Raw genomic sequence first — 18,716 nt, 5'->3', positions numbered from 1 at the left:
AGGGCCGCAGTCACCATCGCGGCCAAGGAGGGTGGTACCGCGGGGCGGCATGCCGTCTCGTCCCTCCGTCGGATCAGGCCCACGTATCCGCCGGAGGTAGAAAACCGCGATGAGCACCTACAACCCCGTCCCCGCCCAGGTGGACCTCCCCGCCCTCGAACACCAGATCCTGAGCTTCTGGCAGGACAACAAGGTCTTCCAGCAGAGCCTGGAGCAGTCCGAGGGCCGCCCGGAGTGGGTGTTCTACGAGGGCCCGCCGACCGCCAACGGCATGCCCGGCGCCCACCACATCGAGGCCCGCGTCTTCAAGGACGTCTTCCCCCGGTACCGGACGATGAAGGGCTACCACGTCGCCCGCAAGGCCGGCTGGGACTGCCACGGCCTCCCGGTCGAGCTGGCCGTCGAGAAGGAGCTGGGCTTCTCCGGCAAGCAGGACATCGAGACGTACGGCATCGCCGAGTTCAACGCCAAGTGCCGCGACTCCGTCACCCGCCACACCGACGCCTTCGCCGAGCTGACCACCCGGATGGGCTACTGGGTCGACCTGGACGAGGCGTACCGGACGATGGACCCGTCCTACGTGCAGTCCGTCTGGTGGTCGCTGAAGCAGATCTTCGACAAGGGCCTGCTGGTCCAGGACCACCGGGTCGCGCCGTGGTGCCCGCGCTGCGGCACCGGCCTGTCCGACCACGAGCTGGCCCAGGGCTACGAGACCGTCGTCGACCCGTCCGTCTTCGTGCGCTTCCCGCTGACCTCCGGCCCGCTGGCCGGCCGGGCGGCCCTGCTGGTCTGGACGACCACGCCCTGGACCCTGGTCTCCAACACCGCCGCCGCCGTCCACCCGGACGTCACCTACGTCGTCGCGACCGACGGCACCGAGAAGCTCGTCGTCGCCGAGCCGCTGCTCGCCAAGTCGCTCGGCGAAGGCTGGGAGGCCACCGGCGAGCGCTTCACCGGCGCCGAGATGGAGCGCTGGGCCTACCGCCGCCCCTTCGACCTGGTCGAGATCGAGAACGCGCACTACGTCCTCAACGCCGACTACGTCACCACCGAGGACGGCACGGGTATCGTCCACCAGTCCCCGGCCTTCGGCGCGGACGACCTCGCGACCTGCCGCAAGTACGGCCTGCCCGTGGTCAACCCGGTCCTCGCGGACGGCACCTTCTCGCCCGAGGTCCCGCTGGTCGGCGGCATCTTCTTCAAGAAGGCCGACGAGGCCCTGGTCAAGGACCTCCAGGAGCGCGGCCTGCTGTTCCGTCACCTCCCGTACGAGCACAGCTACCCGCACTGCTGGCGCTGCCACACCGCGCTGCTGTACTACGCGCAGCCGTCCTGGTACATCCGGACCACCGCCGTCAAGGACGCGCTGATCCGCGAGAACGAGGCGACCAACTGGTTCCCCGAGAACGTCAAGCACGGCCGCTTCGGCGACTGGCTGAACAACAACATCGACTGGGCGCTCTCCCGCAACCGCTACTGGGGCACCCCGCTGCCGATCTGGCGCTGCGAGGAGAACCACCTCACCTGCGTCGGCTCGCTGGCCGAGCTGTCCGAGCTGACCGGCACCGATCAGAGTGGACTCGACCCGCACCGCCCGTACATCGACGACGTCACCTTCGACTGCCGTGAGTGCGGCGGCACCTCCACCCGGGTGCCCGAGGTGATCGACGCCTGGTACGACTCGGGCTCGATGCCCTTCGCCCAGTACGGCTACCCGTACCAGAACAAGGAGCTCTTCGAGAAGCGCTACCCGGCGCAGTTCATCTCCGAGGCGATCGACCAGACCCGTGGCTGGTTCTACACGCTGATGGCGGTCGGCACCCTGGTGTTCGACAAGAACAGCTACGAGAACGTCGTCTGCCTGGGCCACATCCTGGCCGAGGACGGCCGCAAGATGTCCAAGCACCTCGGCAACATCCTGCAGCCCATCCCGCTGATGGACCAGCACGGCGCCGACGCCGTCCGCTGGTTCATGGCAGCCGGCGGCTCCCCCTGGTCGGCCCGCCGGGTCGGCCACGGCACCATCCAGGAAGTGGTCCGCAAGACCCTCCTCACCTACTGGAACACCGTCGCCTTCCAGGCCCTGTACGCCCGGACCACCGGCTGGGCGCCGTCCGCCGCCGACCCCGCCCCCGAGATGCGCCCGCAGCTCGACCGCTGGGTGCTCTCCGAGCTGCACACCCTCGTCCGCGAGGTGGACGCCGCCCTGGAGGCCTACGACACCCAGCGGGCCGGCAAGCTGCTCTCCGGCTTCGTCGACGACCTCTCCAACTGGTACGTCCGCCGCGGCCGCCGCCGCTTCTGGCAGGGCGACAAGGCGGCCCTCGCCACCCTGCACGAGGCCCTGGAGACCGTCACCCGCCTGATGGCCCCGCTCACCCCCTTCATCACCGAGCGGGTCTGGCAGGACCTGGTCGTCCCGGTCGTCCCCGGCGCCCCGGCCTCCGTCCACCTGGCCACCTGGCCGGTCGCGGACGAGTCCCTGATCGACACCGACCTCTCGCGCCACATGGCCCTGGTCCGCCGCCTGGTCGAGCTCGGCCGCGCCACCCGCGCGGAATCCGGCGTCAAGACCCGCCAGCCCCTCTCCCGCGCCCTGATCGCGGCCCAGGGCTGGGACGAACTGCCCGCCGACCTGCGCGCGCAGATCGCCGAGGAGCTCAACGTCACCGCCCTCGAGTCGCTCGCGGCCGTCGGCGGCTCCCTCGTCGACACCACCGCCAAGGCCAACTTCCGCGCCCTCGGCAAGCGCTTCGGCAAGGGCGTCCAGGACGTCGCCAAGGCCGTCGCCGCCGCCGACGCGGCCACCCTCGCCGCCGACCTGCGCACCACCGGCACCGCCACCGTCGACCTGAACGGCGAGCCCGTCGCCCTCTCCCCCGACGAGGTCGTCATCACCGAGACCCCGCGCGAGGGCTGGGCGGTCGCCAACGAGTCCGGCGCCACCGTCGCCCTCGACCTCCACATCACCCCGGAGCTCAAGCGCCTCGGCATCGCCCGCGACGCCATCCGCCAGATCCAGGAGGCCCGCAAGAACTCCGGCCTCGACGTCGCCGACCGCATCGTCCTGCGCTGGACCGCCGCGAACGACGAGACCACCGAGGCGATCACCGAACACGGCGCCCTGGTCGCCGAAGAGGTCCTCGCCCTCGACTTCACCGCCGGCACCGCCGACTGGGAGTCCGCCCCCTTCACCGACGAATCCCTCGGCCTGACCTTCCAACTCCGCAAGGCCTGACCCACCCCCGAAGCGGCCGCCCCCTCACCCGAGCAGGCGGCCGCTTCGCCGTTCCCGTCCCCGACTCCCGTCCCCCGCTCCCGCTCTCTGCTTCTACTCCCGATCTCTGCTCCGTGCCCCCGCCCACCACCTCCCCAGCGCACCCCCCAGCACCCACCCCCCTCCCCACCTCCCCCTCCCCACCTTCCCCCACCTCCCCACCTCCCCCCACCTCCCCCCACCTCCCCACCTCCCCCTCCCCCTCCCCCTCCCCCACCCCCACCCCCACCGAGGGACGCGCTGCGGGAGGGGGTGGCGGACGGGGTGGGCGCGGAGGGGGGCGTGGTGCGCGATTATCCGACTGCCAACGGCGAGCACCCGGCACACGAGAGTCGGCAGTCGGATAATCGTGCAGCCCCCCGGAGTGCCCACCCCGGGAGCCACCCCCGCACCCACCCTCCCGAGAGCACCCCCACCCCGCGCGCCCCCGCGCCCCCGCGCCCCCGCGCCCCCGCGCCCCGCGCCCCCCGCCCCCCGCCCCCAAGCACAAAAAGGCGCCCCCTCCGCAGCCAAAGCCACAGAGGGAGCGCCCTCAAGTACTACCGCCTAGCAGGACAACCTAGTTGTCCCCGTCCTCGTCGATCAGGAAGCCCCGCATCGGCGCCGGAGCCTGCTGCATCGGCTGCGGAGGCTGCGGGCGGACCGCCGCCATCGGCTGGGTCATCCCGGCCGGGGCCATCTGCGGTGCACCCGATCCGCCGGAGGCCTGGCCGCCGAAGGAGGGCTGGCCGCTGCCGCCGCCGAAGGAGCTCTGCCCGCCGAAGGACTGGCCGCCGAAGGACTGCTGCCCACCCCCGAAGGAGGGCTGGCCGCTGCTCATCGATGAGGCGCCGGCCGAGGCCATCGACGACGCGGCCGGCGGCAGCGAAGCGGTGGCCGGGATGCGCGGCGGGGCGAGCGAGTCGTCCGCCTGCGACTCCAGCTGGCGCAGCTGGGTCTCCAGGTAGGACTTCAGGCGCGTACGGTACTCACGCTCGAAGGCACGAAGGTCCTCGACCTTGCGCTCCAGCGTGGCCCGCGCGGACTCCAGGGAGCCCATCGCGACGCGGTGCTTCTCCTGCGCGTCCCGCTCCAGGGCGTCGGCCTTGGCACGGGCGTCGCGCTCCAGGCCCTCGGCGCGGCTGCGGGCCTCGCCGACGATCTTGTTGGCCTCGGAACGGGCCTCGGAGATCGCCTGGTCGGCGGTCTGCTGGGCGAGCGCGAGCACGCGGGCCGCGCTGTCGCCGCCGGGGGCCTGCTGCTGCTGCATGGGGCCGCCCATCGGGCCGCCCATCTGCTGCGGCTGGCCCATGGGACCGCCCATCGGGCCGCCCATCGGCTGGAGCTGGCCCATCTGCTGCTGGTGCTGCTGCTGGCCCATCTGCTGGCCGGGGACCTGCTGGCCCATCGGCTGCAGCATCTGACCGCCCATCGGCTGGACCAGCTGCTGCTGGCCGCCCATGGTCTGGCCCATCTGCTGCTGGCCCATCTGCTGCTGCATCGGGCCGCCCTGGCCGGCGGGCAGCTGCGGGGCACCGGAGGGCAGGCCCAGCGGCTGGTTGCCCATCTGCTGCTGCTGGCCCATCTGCTGCTGCTGCTGCGGGCCACCCATCTGCTGCTGGCCCATCGGGCCGCCCATGGACTGGCCGGGGCCCTGCTGCCCGGGCACCGGCGGGCCGGATATGGCTGCCGGGACAGGGGCGCCGGGCCGCGAGTCCTGCTGCGGCTCCTTGCGCATGTTGGCCTGGTTCTGCGCGGCAGCACGAGTCGCGGCGGCCAGCTTGGCGCGCAGGTCCTCGTTCTCGCGGAGCAGTTTGGTCAGCTCGGCTTCGACCTCGTCGAGGAAGGCATCGACCTCGTCCTCGTCATAGCCTTCGCGCAGGCGAACGGTCGTGAACTGCTTGTTCCGAACGTCCTCGGGGGTCAATGGCATCTCTTCACCTCAACGTGATCGTCGGCACACCGGCATCCTGTCGCATCGCTCACCTACGACAGGCGCTGCACGAGCGAGATCAGGACATACACAATGATCATCAGTACGAAGAAGGACAGGTCGAGCGCCACGCCCCCGAGACGCAACGGCGGGATGAACCGCCGAAGGAGCTTGAGCGGCGGATCCGTGACAGTGTACGTGGCCTCCAGGACCAGGACCATGGCCTTGCCGGGCTGCCACGAACGTGCGAACTGGAAGACCCAGTCCATGACCAGCCGGAAGAGCAGGAACACCAGGAAGACGGTCAGTGCATAACCGAGCACTGCCCCCACGATCCCCATCGAGAATCCCTCTCCCTGGCCATTCGGCTTGTTGCTTGCTCTGCGGTCCGGCTTGTCGCTCGCTGAACTGTCGCTAACTCACTGTCGATCAGAACCACACATACAGTCGTGGCCGGGTCAGCTCTGGTTGAAGAACCCACCCTCGGCGATACGGGCCTTGTCCTCCGCCGTGACATCGACGTTAGCAGGCGACAGCAGGAACACCTTCTGTGTCACGCGCTCGATACTGCCGTGCAGACCGAAGACGAGTCCAGCGGCGAAGTCTACGAGGCGCTTCGCGTCGGTGTCGTCCATCTCGGTCAAATTCATGATCACAGGAGTCCCGCCACGGAACTGTTCCCCGATGGTACGGGCCTCGTTGTAGGTCCTGGGGTGCAACGTCGTGATGCGGTAGGGCTCTCGTTCGTTCACGACCTTGGGCATGATCACCGGGGCGCTCTTCTCCAGGTTGTGGCGGCGTTCGGGTGTGATGGACGACACTGGGGCCATCCTCGGGGTCTCCTGACGGATCGGGACCGCGGCGGGAACGGGCTGCGGTGCGATCTGGGCGACGGGGGCGGGCTGTGCGGCCGCGGGGCGGGGGATGTCCTCCGTCCGCCCGGTGCGGATCGGCTCGGGGTCCGCGTCGTAGTCGTCGTCGGGGTCGTACCCCTGGCCGTCGTACGTCTCGTCCTCCACGAGGCCGAGGTAGACCGCCATCTTGCGCATTGCGCCGGCCATTCTCCTGTCTCCTCCGCTCTGTGGTGGATCGGCTCCGTCACCGGCGGCCTTCGCCTGCGGATTCCGCGACCCCGGGGCGGGCTCGCCGGACTACAGGTCCGGGCGGGCTCGTGAGAGTCGTGAAGTTGCGATCCACGGTTCGCTAGCGCTCTGCAAAGCTGCTAGGTTCTGTCCTGTTTTGTCCTGCAGTCTGATCTACTACCCGGTGACGTTACCCGAGGGGTGACCGCACTCCGAGTACCGCCGTTCCGACGCGCACATGTGTCGCTCCGGCGGCCACGGCCTGCTCAAGGTCGCCGCTCATTCCCGCGGAAACCATGGTGGCAGCAGGATGGCTCGCCCGTACGGCGGTTGAGATTTCCGCCAGCCGCTCGAAAGCCCTGGCGGGGTCGCCGGCCAGCGGTCCGGCCAGCGGAGCCACCGTCATCACGCCGTCGAGCCGCAGCCCGGGTGCGGCGGCGATCGCGTCGGCCAGCGCGGCCACGTCGGCCGGGGCCACCCCTGCCCGGCCCTCCCCCGAGCCCGGCGAGCCGGGAACCGCCCCCACCTCGCCGGCCTCCTTGTCCAGGGCGACCTGGACCAGGCAACCCAGCTCGGGGCGCTCCGACTTGAGCACGGCCGCCGAGAGCGAGCCGACCAGCCGCAGCCGGTCCACCGAGTGCACCCGGTTCGCGTACCGGACGACCGAGCGGACCTTGTTGGTCTGCAGCTGGCCGACGAAGTGCCACTCCAGCGGAAGGTTCGCACACAACTCGGCCTTGGGGGCCGCGTCCTGGTCCCGGTTCTCCGCCACGTCCGTGACACCGAGTCCGGCCAGGAGTGCGCTGTCCTCGGCGGGGTAGGTCTTGGTGACGACGATCAGGGTGACCTCGTCGCGGGAGCGCCCGGCGGCCCGGCAGGCGGCCTCGATCCGGCGCTCGACCACGTCGAGGTTGGCCCCGAGTTCCTCGTACCGGGCCCGCTGGCCGTCCGTCAGGGCGTCCAGCAAAGTCTGGCCGAAAGCGCGCGGGCCGCCCGGGAACGGACCGTAGATGTCATTCGTCATGAGAGTTCAGAGCCCAACCAGACGTAGCTCGCGAGCCGGCCGGTGCGCTGCTCGCGGCGATAGGAGAAGTGATCGGCGGATTCGAGGGTGCAGTCAGATGATCGCACCAACTCGGTGACTCCCGCACCGGCCAGTTGGGCCGCGACTCCCGCCGGCACGTCCAGGGCCGGGGTGCCCCAGGAGGTCCGCGCGTACGCGGCCGGCACCAGGGCGCTCACCTCCGCCCGCAGTTCCTCGGGCACCTCGTAGCACCGCCCGCAGACCGCGGGGCCGGTGGCGGCCACGATCCGCTCCGGCCGGGCGCCGAGTTCCACCATCGCCCGCACCACCGCCGGCACCACCCCGGCCGCCAGGCCCGGCCGGCCGGCGTGCGCCGCACCGGCCACCCCCGCCACCGGGTCCGCCAGCAGGACGGGCGTGCAGTCCGCGGTCAGCACCGCGAGGGCGAGCGGGCGGTCGGTGACCACCGCGTCCACCGTCGGGGCCGATCCCTGCGGCTGCCGCTCCGTCACGACGGCGACGTCCGCGCCGTGCACCTGGTTCATCCAGACCACGTCCGCCGGGTCCAGGCCCAGCGAGCGGGCCGCCAGCCGCCGGTTCTCCAGCACGGCGACCGGATCGTCGCCCACCGCGCCGCCGAGGTTCAGTTCCCCGTACGGCGAAATGCTCACCCCGCCCCACCGGTCGGTGAAGGCGAAGTGAGCACCGTTTCGCGTATCGAACCGCTTCACTCGGGCTGTGCCTACTTCAGGAAGTCGGGCACATCGAGCTCCTCGGCGGGGCTCTCCACGTAGGGCTGCCGGACCGGCTGCACCTGCGGGGGCACCGGCGAGGCGGTCGTGGTGGCCGGGGAGTCGGAGTGCCGGGAGCCGGACTCGCCGTCCGAGCGCGCCGTCACCGAGCCGATGCTCCCGTACGACGGCCGGGTGGCCGGGCGCTCGGGGGCGGCTGGCGCGGGGGCCGGGGAGGCCTTGACCACCGGGTCGCGGACGATCGCCGGAGGCTGGCCGCCGTCGAAGCCGGCCGCGATCACGGTGACCCGCACCTCGTCGCCGAGCGCGTCGTCGATGACCGCACCGAAGATGATGTTGGCCTCGGGGTGCGCGGCCTCGCTGACCAGCTGGGCCGACTCGTTGATCTCGAACAGGCCGAGGTCGGAGCCGCCGGAGATGGAGAGCAGCACGCCGCGGGCGCCGTCGATGGAGGCCTCCAGCAGCGGCGAGGAGATCGCCATGATGGCGGCCGCCTTGGCACGGTCCTCGCCCCGGGCGGAGCCGATGCCCATCAGTGCCGAGCCGGCCTCGGACATGACCGACTTGACGTCGGCGAAGTCGAGGTTGATCAGGCCGGGGGTGGTGATCAGGTCGGTGATGCCCTGGACGCCGGAGAGCAGCACCTGGTCGGCGGAGCGGAACGCGTCCAGCACGCTGACCTGGCGGTCCGAGATGGACAGCAGCCGGTCGTTGGGGATCACGATGAGGGTGTCGACCTCTTCGCGCAGGCCGGCGATGCCGTCCTCGGCCTGGTTGGCGCGACGGCGGCCCTCGAAGGTGAAGGGGCGGGTGACGACGCCGATGGTGAGGGCGCCGAGCGAGCGGGCGATGTTGGCCACGACGGGCGCGCCGCCGGTGCCGGTGCCGCCGCCCTCGCCGGCGGTCACGAAGACCATGTCGGCCCCCTTGAGGACCTCCTCGATCTCCTCGCGGTGGTCCTCGGCCGCCTTGCGGCCGACCTCCGGGTTCGCGCCGGCGCCGAGGCCCCGGGTGAGTTCACGGCCCACATCGAGCTTGACGTCGGCGTCGCTCATCAGGAGGGCCTGCGCATCGGTGTTGATCGCGATGAACTCGACGCCCTTGAGACCGACCTCGATCATCCGGTTGATGGCGTTGACACCGCCGCCGCCGATGCCGACGACCTTGATGACTGCGAGGTAGTTCTGCGGTGCTGCCACGTCGAAGGCCTCTCGCCTCGAATTTCCGGGTCGGTGCGGCGCCCGGGTGCGCGCCGTACCGACGGATGTCGATGGGTGGGGAGCCTGGTTCCTGACTGAATGTCCGAAATGCCGACCGCCGACCCGAACCCTAAACTTGACCTTTAGGGTTGTTGCTGCGCCTCTGTCACATCACCGTGGGACACAGCCTGGTGACACAGGACACTAGGTCGCGGCGAGCCCGTGTTCAACGAACACGCCGAGCTTCCCTTTTTTCTTTTGAGCCTATGTGATCATCAACCGGCCTGGGAAACCGGGGTGACCGCCAAACTCATCCAGGCAGAAACCTACCGGATCATCCGGACAACGCCGGCGCCTCCGGCACACTCACGTCGTAATTCGCCGCTTTCTGGCGCATCAACGCGGTCAGCACCCTGGCTTTGCGCTCGGTCCGGTCCGGACTCCCCCAGCGCACCGTTCCACCACCGCTGAGCTGCAGTTGAATGTCGTCGTAACTGTGCACCAGCACCGCACCGGCCCGCTTCGCGACGTCCTCGGGCAGGCCCGCGGCGACCGCCACGGCGCCCTGCACGAGCTGTTGGCGCGTGATCACCTCGAGCGCATCGTTCGCCTGCTGACTCAGCTGCAGCTCCACCACCGGCACACCCGCGGGTGCGGTCGGCTCGGTGGCGAAGCTCACCCCGCCGGCGTCCACCTGGGTGAACTGCCCGTCCTCGCCCTTGACGGCGGCGACCGGCTTGCGCTGCTCCACCTTGACCCGCAGGGTGTGCGGCCAGCCGCGCCAGACCTCGGCGTCGGCCACCCGCGGGACGGCCTTCACCCGGCGCTCGACGTCCGCCAGGTCCACCTGTGCCAGCGGCCCTTCGGCGAGCCCGCCCAGCGCCTGGCGGACCTGGTCGGCCGTCAGCCGGTCGTCCCGCATGCCCTGCACCGAGACGCTTCGTACATCGAGCACCGAGGAGAAGAAAACCAGCCAGGACAGCGTGCCCAGCACGGCGGCGGTCAGCACGCCCAGCACCGTGAAGCCGCGCCGGGAGAGGCGGAGCCGGGGAGCGTACTCCTCGGCCTCCTCCTCGTCCTGATACGCACCGGCGCCGGGCGGGCCGTCAGCCACGGCGGCGACCACCCCGCGCCGCCTCGATCGCCTCGTACACCATGCCGACCAGCAGGTCGTCGGCGTCCCGGCGGCCGAACTCGGCGGCCGCCCGGCTCATGTCCCAGAGCCGCTGCGGGTCGGTGAGCACCGGCAGCACGTTGTTCAGCACCCAGTCCGGGGACAGCTCGGCGTCGTCCACCAGCAGCCCGCCGCCCGCCTTGACCATCGGCTGGGCGTTCAGCCGCTGCTCGCCGTTGCCGATCGGCAGCGGGACGAACGCGGCCGGCAGCCCGACCGCCGCGAGCTCGGCGACGGTCATCGCGCCGGCCCGGCAGAGCATCAGGTCGGCGGCGGCGTACGCGAGGTCCATCCGGTCCACGTACGGCAGCACCCGGTACGGCGGCATCCCGGGGATGTCGTCGACCACCGGCAGCTCGTTCTTGGGGCCCACCGCGTGCAGGATCTGCACGCCGTACTGCTGCAGGCGCGGCGCGATGGTCTGGATGGTCTCGTTCAGGCGCCGGGCGCCCTGCGAGCCGCCGGACACCAGCAGGGTGGGCAGCCGCTGGTCGAGGCCGAAGTACTGCCGGGCCTCGGGCCGGGCCGCGTTGCGGTCCAGGGTGGCGATGGTGCGGCGGAGCGGGATCCCGATGTAGCGGGAGTCGCGCAGCTTGCTGTCCGGCGTGGAGACCGCGACGAAGTCGCTGTACCGCGCACCGATCTTGTTGGCCAGTCCCGGGCGGGCGTTCGCCTCGTGCACCACGATCGGCACCCCGGCGCGCTTGGCGGCCAGGTAGGCGGGCATCGCGACGTAGCCGCCGAAGCCGACCACGGCGTCCGCCTTGACCCGCTCGATGATCTCCTGGGCGGCCCGTACGGTGCCGCGCAGCCGGCCCGGGACGGTGATCAGCTCGGGGGTGGGCTTGCGGGGCAGCGGCACGGCCGGGATCAGCTCCAGCTGGTAGCCGCGCTCCGGCACCAGCCGGGTCTCCAGTCCGCGTTCGGTGCCCAGGGCGGTGATCCCGATGGACGGGTCATGCCTGCGGAGGGCGTCCGCGAGGGCGAGGGCCGGCTCGATGTGACCGGCGGTCCCCCCGCCGGCGAGTACGACATGCACCGAAATTCACCGCTCCCTGCGCGCCGGCCGGGAGGCCGGGCGTGCTGTGGTTCGTCGTCGTGGCAGCACCCGGGCCAGTCGTGTCCTGAACCGGGAGTTGGTGGTCCGCGCGGCCAGGGCCGCCCGAGCCCCCGGCGTGCTGCGTGCGAAGCAGAGCAGCACACCGACGGCGCACATGGCCGACAGCATGGCGGAACCACCGTAGGAGAACAGCGGGAGCGGGACGCCCGCGATGGGCAGCAGTCCCAGTGCCGACCCCAGGTTGACCATGGCCTGCGCCATGATCCAGGTGGTGGCGGCTCCCGCGGCGTACCTGACGAAGGGGTCCTTCGCACCGATGGCCACACGGATACCCGCGTAGCCTAGTGCCGCGAAGAGTCCGATGACCGACAGCGTCCCCACCAGTCCGAGTTCCTCGCCGGTCGCGGCGAAGATGAAGTCGGTGTGGGCCTCCGGCAGCTGGCCCCATTTCTCGACGCCGGCGCCGAGTCCGGAGCCGAACGGGCCGCCCAGGGCGAACGAGTACACGCCGTGCAGGGCCTGGAAACAGGCCCCGTTCGGGTCCAGTTTGGTGACCCCGATGCAGGACAGCCGCTCGGCCCGGTGCGGCACCGTGACGACCAGCGCGGTGCAGGCCACCACCGCCACTCCCAGGGTGGCCACGAACAGCCGCATCGGGGCGCCGACCATCCAGAGCAGGCCGAACAGCATCGCGACCAGGATCATCGCGGTGCCCATGTCACCGCCGAGCATGATCAGCATCAGCAGCAGCAGCGCGCCCGGCACCAGCGGGATCAGCAGGTGCTTCCACTGGTCGAGCATGCCGGTCTTCTGCTTGCGGGCCAACAGGTCGGCGCCCCACAGGACGAGCGCGAGTTTCGCGAACTCGGAGGGCTGGACCTGGAAGAAGCCGAAGTCCAGCCAGTTCCGGTTGCCGCCGACCTCGACCCCGATGCCCGGGACGGCCACCAGCGCCAGGGCGCCGATCACCCCGAACATCAGCGGGTAGACGATCACCCGCAGCACCGCGAGCGGCACCCAGGCGAGGGTCACCAGCAGCGCGGTGCCGAGCAGGACGGCGACCAGCTGCTTGAGGAAGTAGAACAGCGCCGACCGGTGCTGGCCCAGGGCGAGGATCTGGGACGAGGAGAAGACCATCACCAGCCCCAGCACCACCAGCAGCAGGGCCGCGCCGAGGATCAGGTAGTACGGCGTCAGGGGGCGGTCCAGGGTGTACCGCAGCCGGGCCCGGAAGGCTCGCAGCCGGGCGAGGGGCCCCGCCGACTTGAAGGTCGTGGTGGTGGCCGAGATCAGCTTCAGCGGGGACTCCCCCCGCTCACCCGGCGGGGCGGTGGCCCCTGCCCTGCCCTGACCCGCCACCTCGCACGCACCCCTCTGCCCTGTTTGTGGCTCTCTCGCCTCCGGGGCGCTTCTCGTCCGGTGCCGACGGTCGGCGGGCACGGCGATCCCTCCTACGTCGGGACCTTGGCCCTTCTCCCTTTCGGCACCGGCGCGCCCCTTCGGCTCGTTCGCCGGTGCCTTCCTGCCGAACGCCCGCTGGTCCCTGCCGGGCGGAAACCGGTTCGCCGGACGTCACCGGCGCCGGTCGCCCACCGCCCCCGTGCGGCCCGCCGGCTGCCACGAGCGGCCGGCGGGCGGTGCCGTCAGCGGTCCGCGCGGGCCCGTACGGCCGCCGCGAACAGGTCGCCGCGTTCGTTGTAGTTGGTGAACATGTCCATCGAGGCGCAGGCCGGGGCCAGCAGGACGGTGTCACCCGGTTGGGCGAGCCCGGCGGCCGCGGCGACCACCTCGGCCATCGCCACCGCGCCAGTCTGGCCCTCCGCGGCCTCGATCACCGGCACATCCGGCGCGTGTCGCGCCAGCGCCTCCCGGATCAGCGCACGGTCCTGGCCGATCAGGACGGCGGCCCGCAGCCGGCCCTCGGCGCCCTGGACGAGGTCGTCGAAGGTGGCGCCCTTGGCGAGGCCGCCGGCGATCCAGACGACCGGCCGGAAGGCCGCCAGCGAGGCGGCCGCCGCGTGGGTGTTGGTGGCCTTGGAGTCGTCGATCCAGGTGACCTCGTCGACGACCGCGACCTCGGCGATCCGGTGGGCGTCCGGGTGGAAGGCCCGCAGGCCCTCCCGGACGGCCTTCGGGTCGACGCCGTAGGCCCGGGCCAGCGCCGCGGCCGCCAGGGCGTTGGCGATGTTGTGCGGGGCGGGCGGGTTGACGTCCTCGACCGAGCCGAGTTCGGCGGCGCTGGACTGCCGGTCGGGGACGAACGCGCGGTCCACCAGCAGGCCGTCCACCACGCCGAACTCGGAGAGGCCGGGGGCGCCGAGGGTGAAACCGACGGCCCGGCAGCCCTCCTCGACGTCGGCCTCGCGGACCAGCGCCTCGGTGGCCGGGTCGGCCGTGTTGTAGACGCAGGCGACGAGGTTGCCCTCGTAGATCCGGCCCTTGTCGGCGGCGTAGGCCTCCATCGAGCCGTGCCAGTCCAGGTGGTCGGGCGCCAGGTTGAGGACGGCCGCCGAGTGCGGGCGCAGCGAGGGCGCCCAGTGCAGCTGGTAGCTGGAGAGCTCGACGGCGAGCACGTCGTACGGGTCGTCGGCGAGCACGGCGTCCAGCACCGAGACGCCGACGTTGCCGACGGCGGCGGTGCGCAGGCCGGCCGCGGCGAGGATCGAGGCCAGCATCTGGACGGTGGTGGTCTTGCCGTTGGTGCCGGTGATGGCGAGCCAGGGCGCGGGCTCGCCGGTGGCGGCCAGCGGGCGGCGCAGGCGCCAGGCGAGTTCGACGTCGCCCCAGACCGGCACGCCGGCGGGGTCGGCGGCGGCGAACAGCGGGCTGCTCGGCGGCCAGCCGGGCGAGGTGACGATCAGGCGGGTGCCCTCGGGGAGGGTGTCGCCGTCGCCGAGGCGGACGGCGATGCCCTGGGCCGAGAGTTCGGCGGCGCGGGCCCGCAGGCCCTCGCTGTCGCCCCCGTCGACCACGGTGACCTCGGCGCCGAGTCCGCGCAGGACGCGGGCGGCGCTGATGCCGGACAGGCCGAGTCCGGCCACCACGACCGGCAGCCCGGTCCAGTCGGGGTTGCTGGTCATCCGGTTACCCATCCCGCGTAGAAGAGCCCGAGGCCGACGGCGACGCAGAGGCCCTGGATGATCCAGAACCGGACGACGATCAGCACCTCGCTCCAGCCCTTGAGTTCGAAGTGGTGCTGCAGCGGGGCCATCTTGAAGACGCGCTTGCCGGTCATCCGGAACGAGCCGACCTGGATGATCACCGACAGGGTGATGATCACGAAGAGGCCGCCGAGCAGGGCCAGCAGGATCTCGGTGCGCGAGCAGATCGCCAGGCCGGCCAGGGCGCCGCCGAGGGCGAGCGAGCCGGTGTCACCCATGAAGATCTTGGCGGGCGAGGTGTTCCACCACAGGAAGCCGAAGCAGGAGCCCATCAGGGCGGAGGCGACCACCGCGAGGTCCAGCGGGTCGCGTACGTCGTAGCAGTTGGCCGTCGCGGAGAGCGCGTAGGCGCAGCTCTGGCCGTACTCCCAGACGCCGATGAAGACGTAGGCGCCGAAGACCATCACCGAGGCGCCGGTGGCCAGGCCGTCCAGACCGTCCGTCAGGTTCACGCCGTTCGACATCGCGGCGATCATGAAATAGGCCCAGATGACGAACAGCACCGGACCGACGGACCAGCCGAAGTCGCGTACGAACGACAGGTGCTGGGACGCGGGAGTGAGGCCCCGGCTGTCGCTGAACTGCAGCGACAGGATGGCGAAGGCCAGGCCGACGAAGGACTGCCCGAGCAGCTTCGCCTTGGCACGCAGACCCAGCGAGCGGCGCTTGACGACCTTGATGTAGTCGTCCAGGAAGCCGACCAGGCCCAGACCCGCCGTCAGGAACAGCACCAGCAGCCCGGAGGCCGTGGGGCTCTCCCCGGCTATCACCTTGGTCGCGGCGTAGGCGATCAGCGTGGCCAGGATGAAGGCGATGCCGCCCATGGTGGGCGTACCGCGCTTGCTGTGGTGCGCCTTGGGGCCGTCGTCGCGGATGTACTGGCCGTAGCCGCGCTTCGCCAGCACCTTGATCAGCGCCGGCGTGCCGAGCAACGACAGCACCAGGCCGATCATGCCGGCGATGAGAATCTGCTTCATCACAGCGCAGCACCGTCCGTCAGCCGTGTGCCGTCCGAGAGCAGCGCCTCGGCGACCTTCTCCAGACCCACCGAACGGGAGGCCTTCACCAGGACCACGTCCCCTGGCCGCAGCTGACTGCGCAGCAGTTCGACCGCCGCGTCCGCGTCGGACACCAGCACCGACTCCTCACCCCACGAACCTTCGTTCCTCGCGCCCAGTTCCATGCAGGCCGCGTCGCGTCCGCCGACCGCCACCAACTTGGTGATGTCCAGCCGGACCACGAGCCGCCCGATGGCGTCGTGCTCGGCGAAGCTCTCCTCGCCCAGCTCCCGCATCTCGCCGAGCACCGCCCAGGTACGGCGGCGCTCCGGACCCCGGCCCCCCATCGACACGAGTGCCCGCAGCGCGGCCCGCATCGAGTCCGGGTTCGCGTTGTAGGCGTCGTTCACGACCGTGACACCGTCGGCCCGGTCGACGACCTCCATGCGCCAGCGGGACAGCGCACCCGCCTCGCCCAGGGCGGCGGCGGTGTCGTCGACGGACAGTCCGAGCTCCATCGCCACCGCAGCGGCGGCGAGGGCGTTCGAGACGTGGTGCTCACCGTACAGGCGCAGCTGTACGGGCGCGGAACCGGCCGGGGTGGTCAGCGTGAACGATGGCCGTCCGGTGGAGTCCAGGCGAACATCCTGTGCGCGTACCGCCGCGTCCCTGGCCTCGCCGAACAGCACCACCCGGGCCCTGGTCCGGGCGGACATCGCCCGCACCAGCGGGTCGTCGGCGTTCAGGATCGCGACGCCCTCGGCCGGCAGCGACTCGACCAGCTCGCCCTTGGCCTCGGCGATCGCCTCCTTGGAGCCGAACTCGCCCACGTGCGCGGTGCCGACGTTCAGCACCAGGCCGATCACCGGCGGGGTGATGGTCGTCAGGTACTCGATGTCGCCCTTGTGCCGGGCACCCATCTCCAGCACCAGGTGGCGGGTGGTCGGCTCGACCTTGAGCGCCGTCATCGGGTGCCCGATCTCGTTGTTCAGCGAGCCCGGGGTGAAGACCGTCTCGCCCTTGTGCCGCAGCAGCTGGGCGATCAGGTCCTTGGTGCTGGTCTTGCCGGCCGAGCCGGTCAGCGCGACCACGGAGGTGCCGGCGGCCCGGCCGACGACGGTCCGGGCCAGTTTGCCGAGGGCGTCCAGGACGTCCGGCACCAGCACGGCGGGCACGCCGACCGGACGGGAGGCGAGCACCGCGACGGCTCCGGAGTCGGCCGCGCGGACGGCGAAGTCGTGGCCGTCCACCCGATCACCGGCGAAGGCCACGAACAGGCCGCCGGGGCGGACCAGTCGGGAGTCGTACTCGACCGGGCCGGTCACCCGGGCGGCCGGATCGGCGCCGTCCACCAGGGTTCCTCCGACGGCGGCGGCGACCTCGGCGAGAGTCAGTGCGATCACGGCTGTTCCACTCCTCGGGTGCCCCGGGCGACCGAGGAGCGGGAGATGACGTCCCGCAGGACCTCCCGGTCGTCGAAGGGGCGGATCTCGTCTCGTACGTACTGGCCCAGCTCGTGGCCCTTGCCGGCCACCAGGACGGTGTCGCCGGCGTGCGCGCGGGCGACCGCACCGGCGATCGCCTCCGCCCGGTCGGGGACGACCAGCACGGCGCCCCGCTCCTCCTCGGGCACGCCGGCGGCGCCGCCGAGCATGGTGGCGAGGATCGCCAGCGGGTCCTCGCTGCGCGGGTTGTCGCTGGTCAGCACGGTGGTGTCGGCCAGCCGGGCGGCGATGGCGCCCATCGGGGCGCGCTTGTGAGGGTCCCGGTCCCCGCCGCAGCCGACCACCACGTGCAGCCGGCCCTTGGTGACCTCGCGCAGCGACTCCAGGACGGCCTGCAGGGCGTCCGGCTTGTGCGCGTAGTCGACCACCGCGACGAACGGCTGCCCGGCGTCGACCCGCTCCAGCCGTCCGGGCACCCCGGCGACGGCGGCCACGCCGGCCACCGCCTGCTCCAGCGGCAGCCCGGCGGTCACCAGCACGGTGATCGCGGCGAGCGCGTTGGCCACGTTGAACGGGCCGGGCAGCGGCACCGAGGCGTCGGCGGCGGCGCCGCCCGGCCCCAGCACCCGGAAGGTCGAGCCGACCGGGCCCAGCTGGACGTCCACCGCGCGCCAGTCGGCCTCGGCGGCGCCCTTGGCGGAGAAGCCGGTCACCGGGATCTGCGCCTCGGCGGCCAGCCGGCGGCCGTACGCGTCGTCCAGGTTGACCACGCCGGCCCGCGACTTGCCGGGCGCGAAGAGCCTGGCCTTGGCCTGGTAGTAGTCCTCCATGTCGGGGTGGAAGTCCAGGTGCTCCGGCGTCAGGTTGTTGAACAGTGCGACGTCGTAGGTCACCCCGTCCACCCGGCCGAAGACCAGCGCGTGGCTGGAGACCTCCATGGTCACCGCGTCGGCGCCGCGCTCGCGCATCACCGCGAGGATCGCGTGCAGGTCGGTGGCCTCGGGGGTGGTGCGCTCGCTCTTGATCCGCTCGGTGCCGACCCGCATCTCCACCGTGCCGATCACCCCGGGGGCCCGGCCGGCGCCCAGCAGGCCGCCCTCGACCAGGTACGAGGTGGTGGTCTTGCCGTTGGTTCCGGTCAGGCCGATGGTCAGCAGCTGCTCGGCCGGGTGGCCGTAGACGGCGGCGGCCAGCTCGCCCATCCGCGCCCGGGGCCGGTCGACGACCAGCAGCGGGACGCCGGCGGCGGCCGCCAGCTCGGCCCCGGCCGGGTCGGTCAGCACGGCGACGGCGCCGGCCGCGGCGGCCTGGGCGGCGAAGGCCGCACCGTGGTGGTTCGCACCGGGGAAGGCCACGTAGACGTCACCGGCGCGGACCGCGCGGGAGTCGTGGGTGACGCCGGTGACCGCACCGCCTTCGAGGGGGTCCAGGCCGAGCAGGCGGGCCACCTCGGGCAGCGGCAGCGCCGCCACCCGCTCGGGGCGGGGAGGGCTCACGGTGATTTGATCGGGTTTCGGCACGGCGGGCAGGCTATCGGCCGAAGGGCGTCCAGGGCCAAACCGCCCGCTCCCGGACACCGCCGCGGCCGGCGCGGGAGTGGGCGGGTCCGACGGAGTCCCGACGCGGGCCGGC

At 71.9% G+C, this 18,716-nt stretch carries 14 protein-coding genes; 1 reads left to right on the top strand and 13 read right to left on the bottom strand.

All coding sequences use genetic code 11. The features are described from left to right. Window positions 1-109: 109 nt before the first annotated feature. Window positions 110-3,238 (top strand): isoleucine--tRNA ligase, encoded by a 3,129-nt coding sequence (ileS, locus tag OG689_RS29985; protein WP_266323974.1) that lies wholly within the window; start codon window positions 110-112, stop codon window positions 3,236-3,238. 598 nt (window positions 3,239-3,836) lie between these two features. Here the strand turns inward: ileS and OG689_RS29980 are convergent. From OG689_RS29980 to OG689_RS29920, 13 genes are all read right to left on the bottom strand, one after another. Further along, the gene (locus OG689_RS29980) at window positions 3,837-5,189 is read right to left on the bottom strand and encodes a DivIVA domain-containing protein (RefSeq protein WP_266323973.1); all 1,353 of its coding nucleotides are present in this window, start codon (window positions 5,187-5,189) and stop codon (window positions 3,837-3,839) included. 53 nt (window positions 5,190-5,242) lie between these two features. Then, complete coding sequence (locus OG689_RS29975) at window positions 5,243-5,530, bottom strand: YggT family protein (protein WP_073923337.1); 288 nt, start codon at window positions 5,528-5,530, stop codon at window positions 5,243-5,245. A 117-nt stretch (window positions 5,531-5,647) separates the two neighbouring features. Next, complete coding sequence (locus tag OG689_RS29970; RefSeq protein WP_073923336.1) at window positions 5,648-6,250, bottom strand: cell division protein SepF; 603 nt, start codon at window positions 6,248-6,250, stop codon at window positions 5,648-5,650. Window positions 6,251-6,461: 211 nt separating this feature from the next. After that, window positions 6,462-7,295 carry a YggS family pyridoxal phosphate-dependent enzyme gene (locus OG689_RS29965; RefSeq protein ID WP_266323972.1) on the bottom strand — a complete coding sequence of 278 codons (834 nt, stop codon included), beginning with the start codon at window positions 7,293-7,295 and terminating at the stop codon, window positions 6,462-6,464. Continuing rightward, entirely contained in the window at window positions 7,292-8,026 is a 735-nt protein-coding gene (gene pgeF, locus OG689_RS29960) for a peptidoglycan editing factor PgeF (RefSeq protein WP_266323971.1), read from the bottom strand. Before pgeF ends, OG689_RS29965 begins: the two co-directional genes overlap by 4 nt. An 11-nt stretch (window positions 8,027-8,037) precedes the next feature. Then, on the bottom strand, window positions 8,038-9,246 hold the full coding sequence (gene ftsZ, locus OG689_RS29955; protein WP_266323970.1) for a cell division protein FtsZ: 1,209 nt from the start codon (window positions 9,244-9,246) through the stop codon (window positions 8,038-8,040). A 334-nt stretch (window positions 9,247-9,580) separates the two neighbouring features. Next, window positions 9,581-10,360, bottom strand: a complete 780-nt coding sequence (locus OG689_RS29950) for an FtsQ-type POTRA domain-containing protein (protein ID WP_266323969.1) — start codon at window positions 10,358-10,360, stop codon at window positions 9,581-9,583. Next, complete coding sequence (murG, locus tag OG689_RS29945; protein ID WP_266323968.1) at window positions 10,353-11,459, bottom strand: undecaprenyldiphospho-muramoylpentapeptide beta-N-acetylglucosaminyltransferase; 1,107 nt, start codon at window positions 11,457-11,459, stop codon at window positions 10,353-10,355. Before murG ends, OG689_RS29950 begins: the two co-directional genes overlap by 8 nt. Window positions 11,460-11,465: 6 nt before the next feature. After that, window positions 11,466-12,839 carry a putative lipid II flippase FtsW gene (gene ftsW, locus OG689_RS29940; protein WP_266323967.1) on the bottom strand — a complete coding sequence of 458 codons (1,374 nt, stop codon included), beginning with the start codon at window positions 12,837-12,839 and terminating at the stop codon, window positions 11,466-11,468. Window positions 12,840-13,123: 284 nt separating this feature from the next. Next, entirely contained in the window at window positions 13,124-14,560 is a 1,437-nt protein-coding gene (gene murD / locus OG689_RS29935; protein ID WP_266323966.1) for a UDP-N-acetylmuramoyl-L-alanine--D-glutamate ligase, read from the bottom strand. Further along, on the bottom strand, window positions 14,557-15,618 hold the full coding sequence (gene mraY / locus OG689_RS29930; protein WP_266323965.1) for a phospho-N-acetylmuramoyl-pentapeptide-transferase: 1,062 nt from the start codon (window positions 15,616-15,618) through the stop codon (window positions 14,557-14,559). The genes murD and mraY overlap by 4 nt, the downstream gene beginning before the upstream one ends. After that, window positions 15,618-17,042, bottom strand: coding sequence for a UDP-N-acetylmuramoyl-tripeptide--D-alanyl-D-alanine ligase (gene murF, locus OG689_RS29925; protein WP_266323964.1), 1,425 nt, complete (start codon window positions 17,040-17,042; stop codon window positions 15,618-15,620). The genes mraY and murF overlap by 1 nt, the downstream gene beginning before the upstream one ends. Further along, window positions 17,039-18,586, bottom strand: a complete 1,548-nt coding sequence (locus tag OG689_RS29920; RefSeq protein WP_266327522.1) for a UDP-N-acetylmuramoyl-L-alanyl-D-glutamate--2,6-diaminopimelate ligase — start codon at window positions 18,584-18,586, stop codon at window positions 17,039-17,041. The genes murF and OG689_RS29920 overlap by 4 nt, the downstream gene beginning before the upstream one ends. Window positions 18,587-18,716: the final 130 nt, after the last annotated feature.

The sequence above is a fragment of the Kitasatospora sp. NBC_00240 genome, assembly GCF_026342405.1.
Lineage (GTDB): Bacteria > Actinomycetota > Actinomycetes > Streptomycetales > Streptomycetaceae > Kitasatospora.
This window is presented reverse-complemented; position numbering and strand designations above follow the sequence as displayed.

What these genes read in the sequence shown, in the direction of transcription:
- ileS (WP_266323974.1), top strand. Translation starts at nt 110, where the DNA reads ATGAGCACCTACAACCCCGTCCCCGCCCAGGTGGACCTCCCCGCCCTC.
- OG689_RS29980 (WP_266323973.1), bottom strand. Translation starts at nt 5,189, where the DNA reads ATGCCATTGACCCCCGAGGACGTTCGGAACAAGCAGTTCACGACCGTT.
- OG689_RS29975 (WP_073923337.1), bottom strand. Translation starts at nt 5,530, where the DNA reads ATGGGGATCGTGGGGGCAGTGCTCGGTTATGCACTGACCGTCTTCCTG.
- OG689_RS29970 (WP_073923336.1), bottom strand. Translation starts at nt 6,250, where the DNA reads ATGGCCGGCGCAATGCGCAAGATGGCGGTCTACCTCGGCCTCGTGGAG.
- OG689_RS29965 (WP_266323972.1), bottom strand. Translation starts at nt 7,295, where the DNA reads ATGACGAATGACATCTACGGTCCGTTCCCGGGCGGCCCGCGCGCTTTC.
- murD (WP_266323966.1), bottom strand. Translation starts at nt 14,560, where the DNA reads ATGACCAGCAACCCCGACTGGACCGGGCTGCCGGTCGTGGTGGCCGGA.
- mraY (WP_266323965.1), bottom strand. Translation starts at nt 15,618, where the DNA reads ATGAAGCAGATTCTCATCGCCGGCATGATCGGCCTGGTGCTGTCGTTG.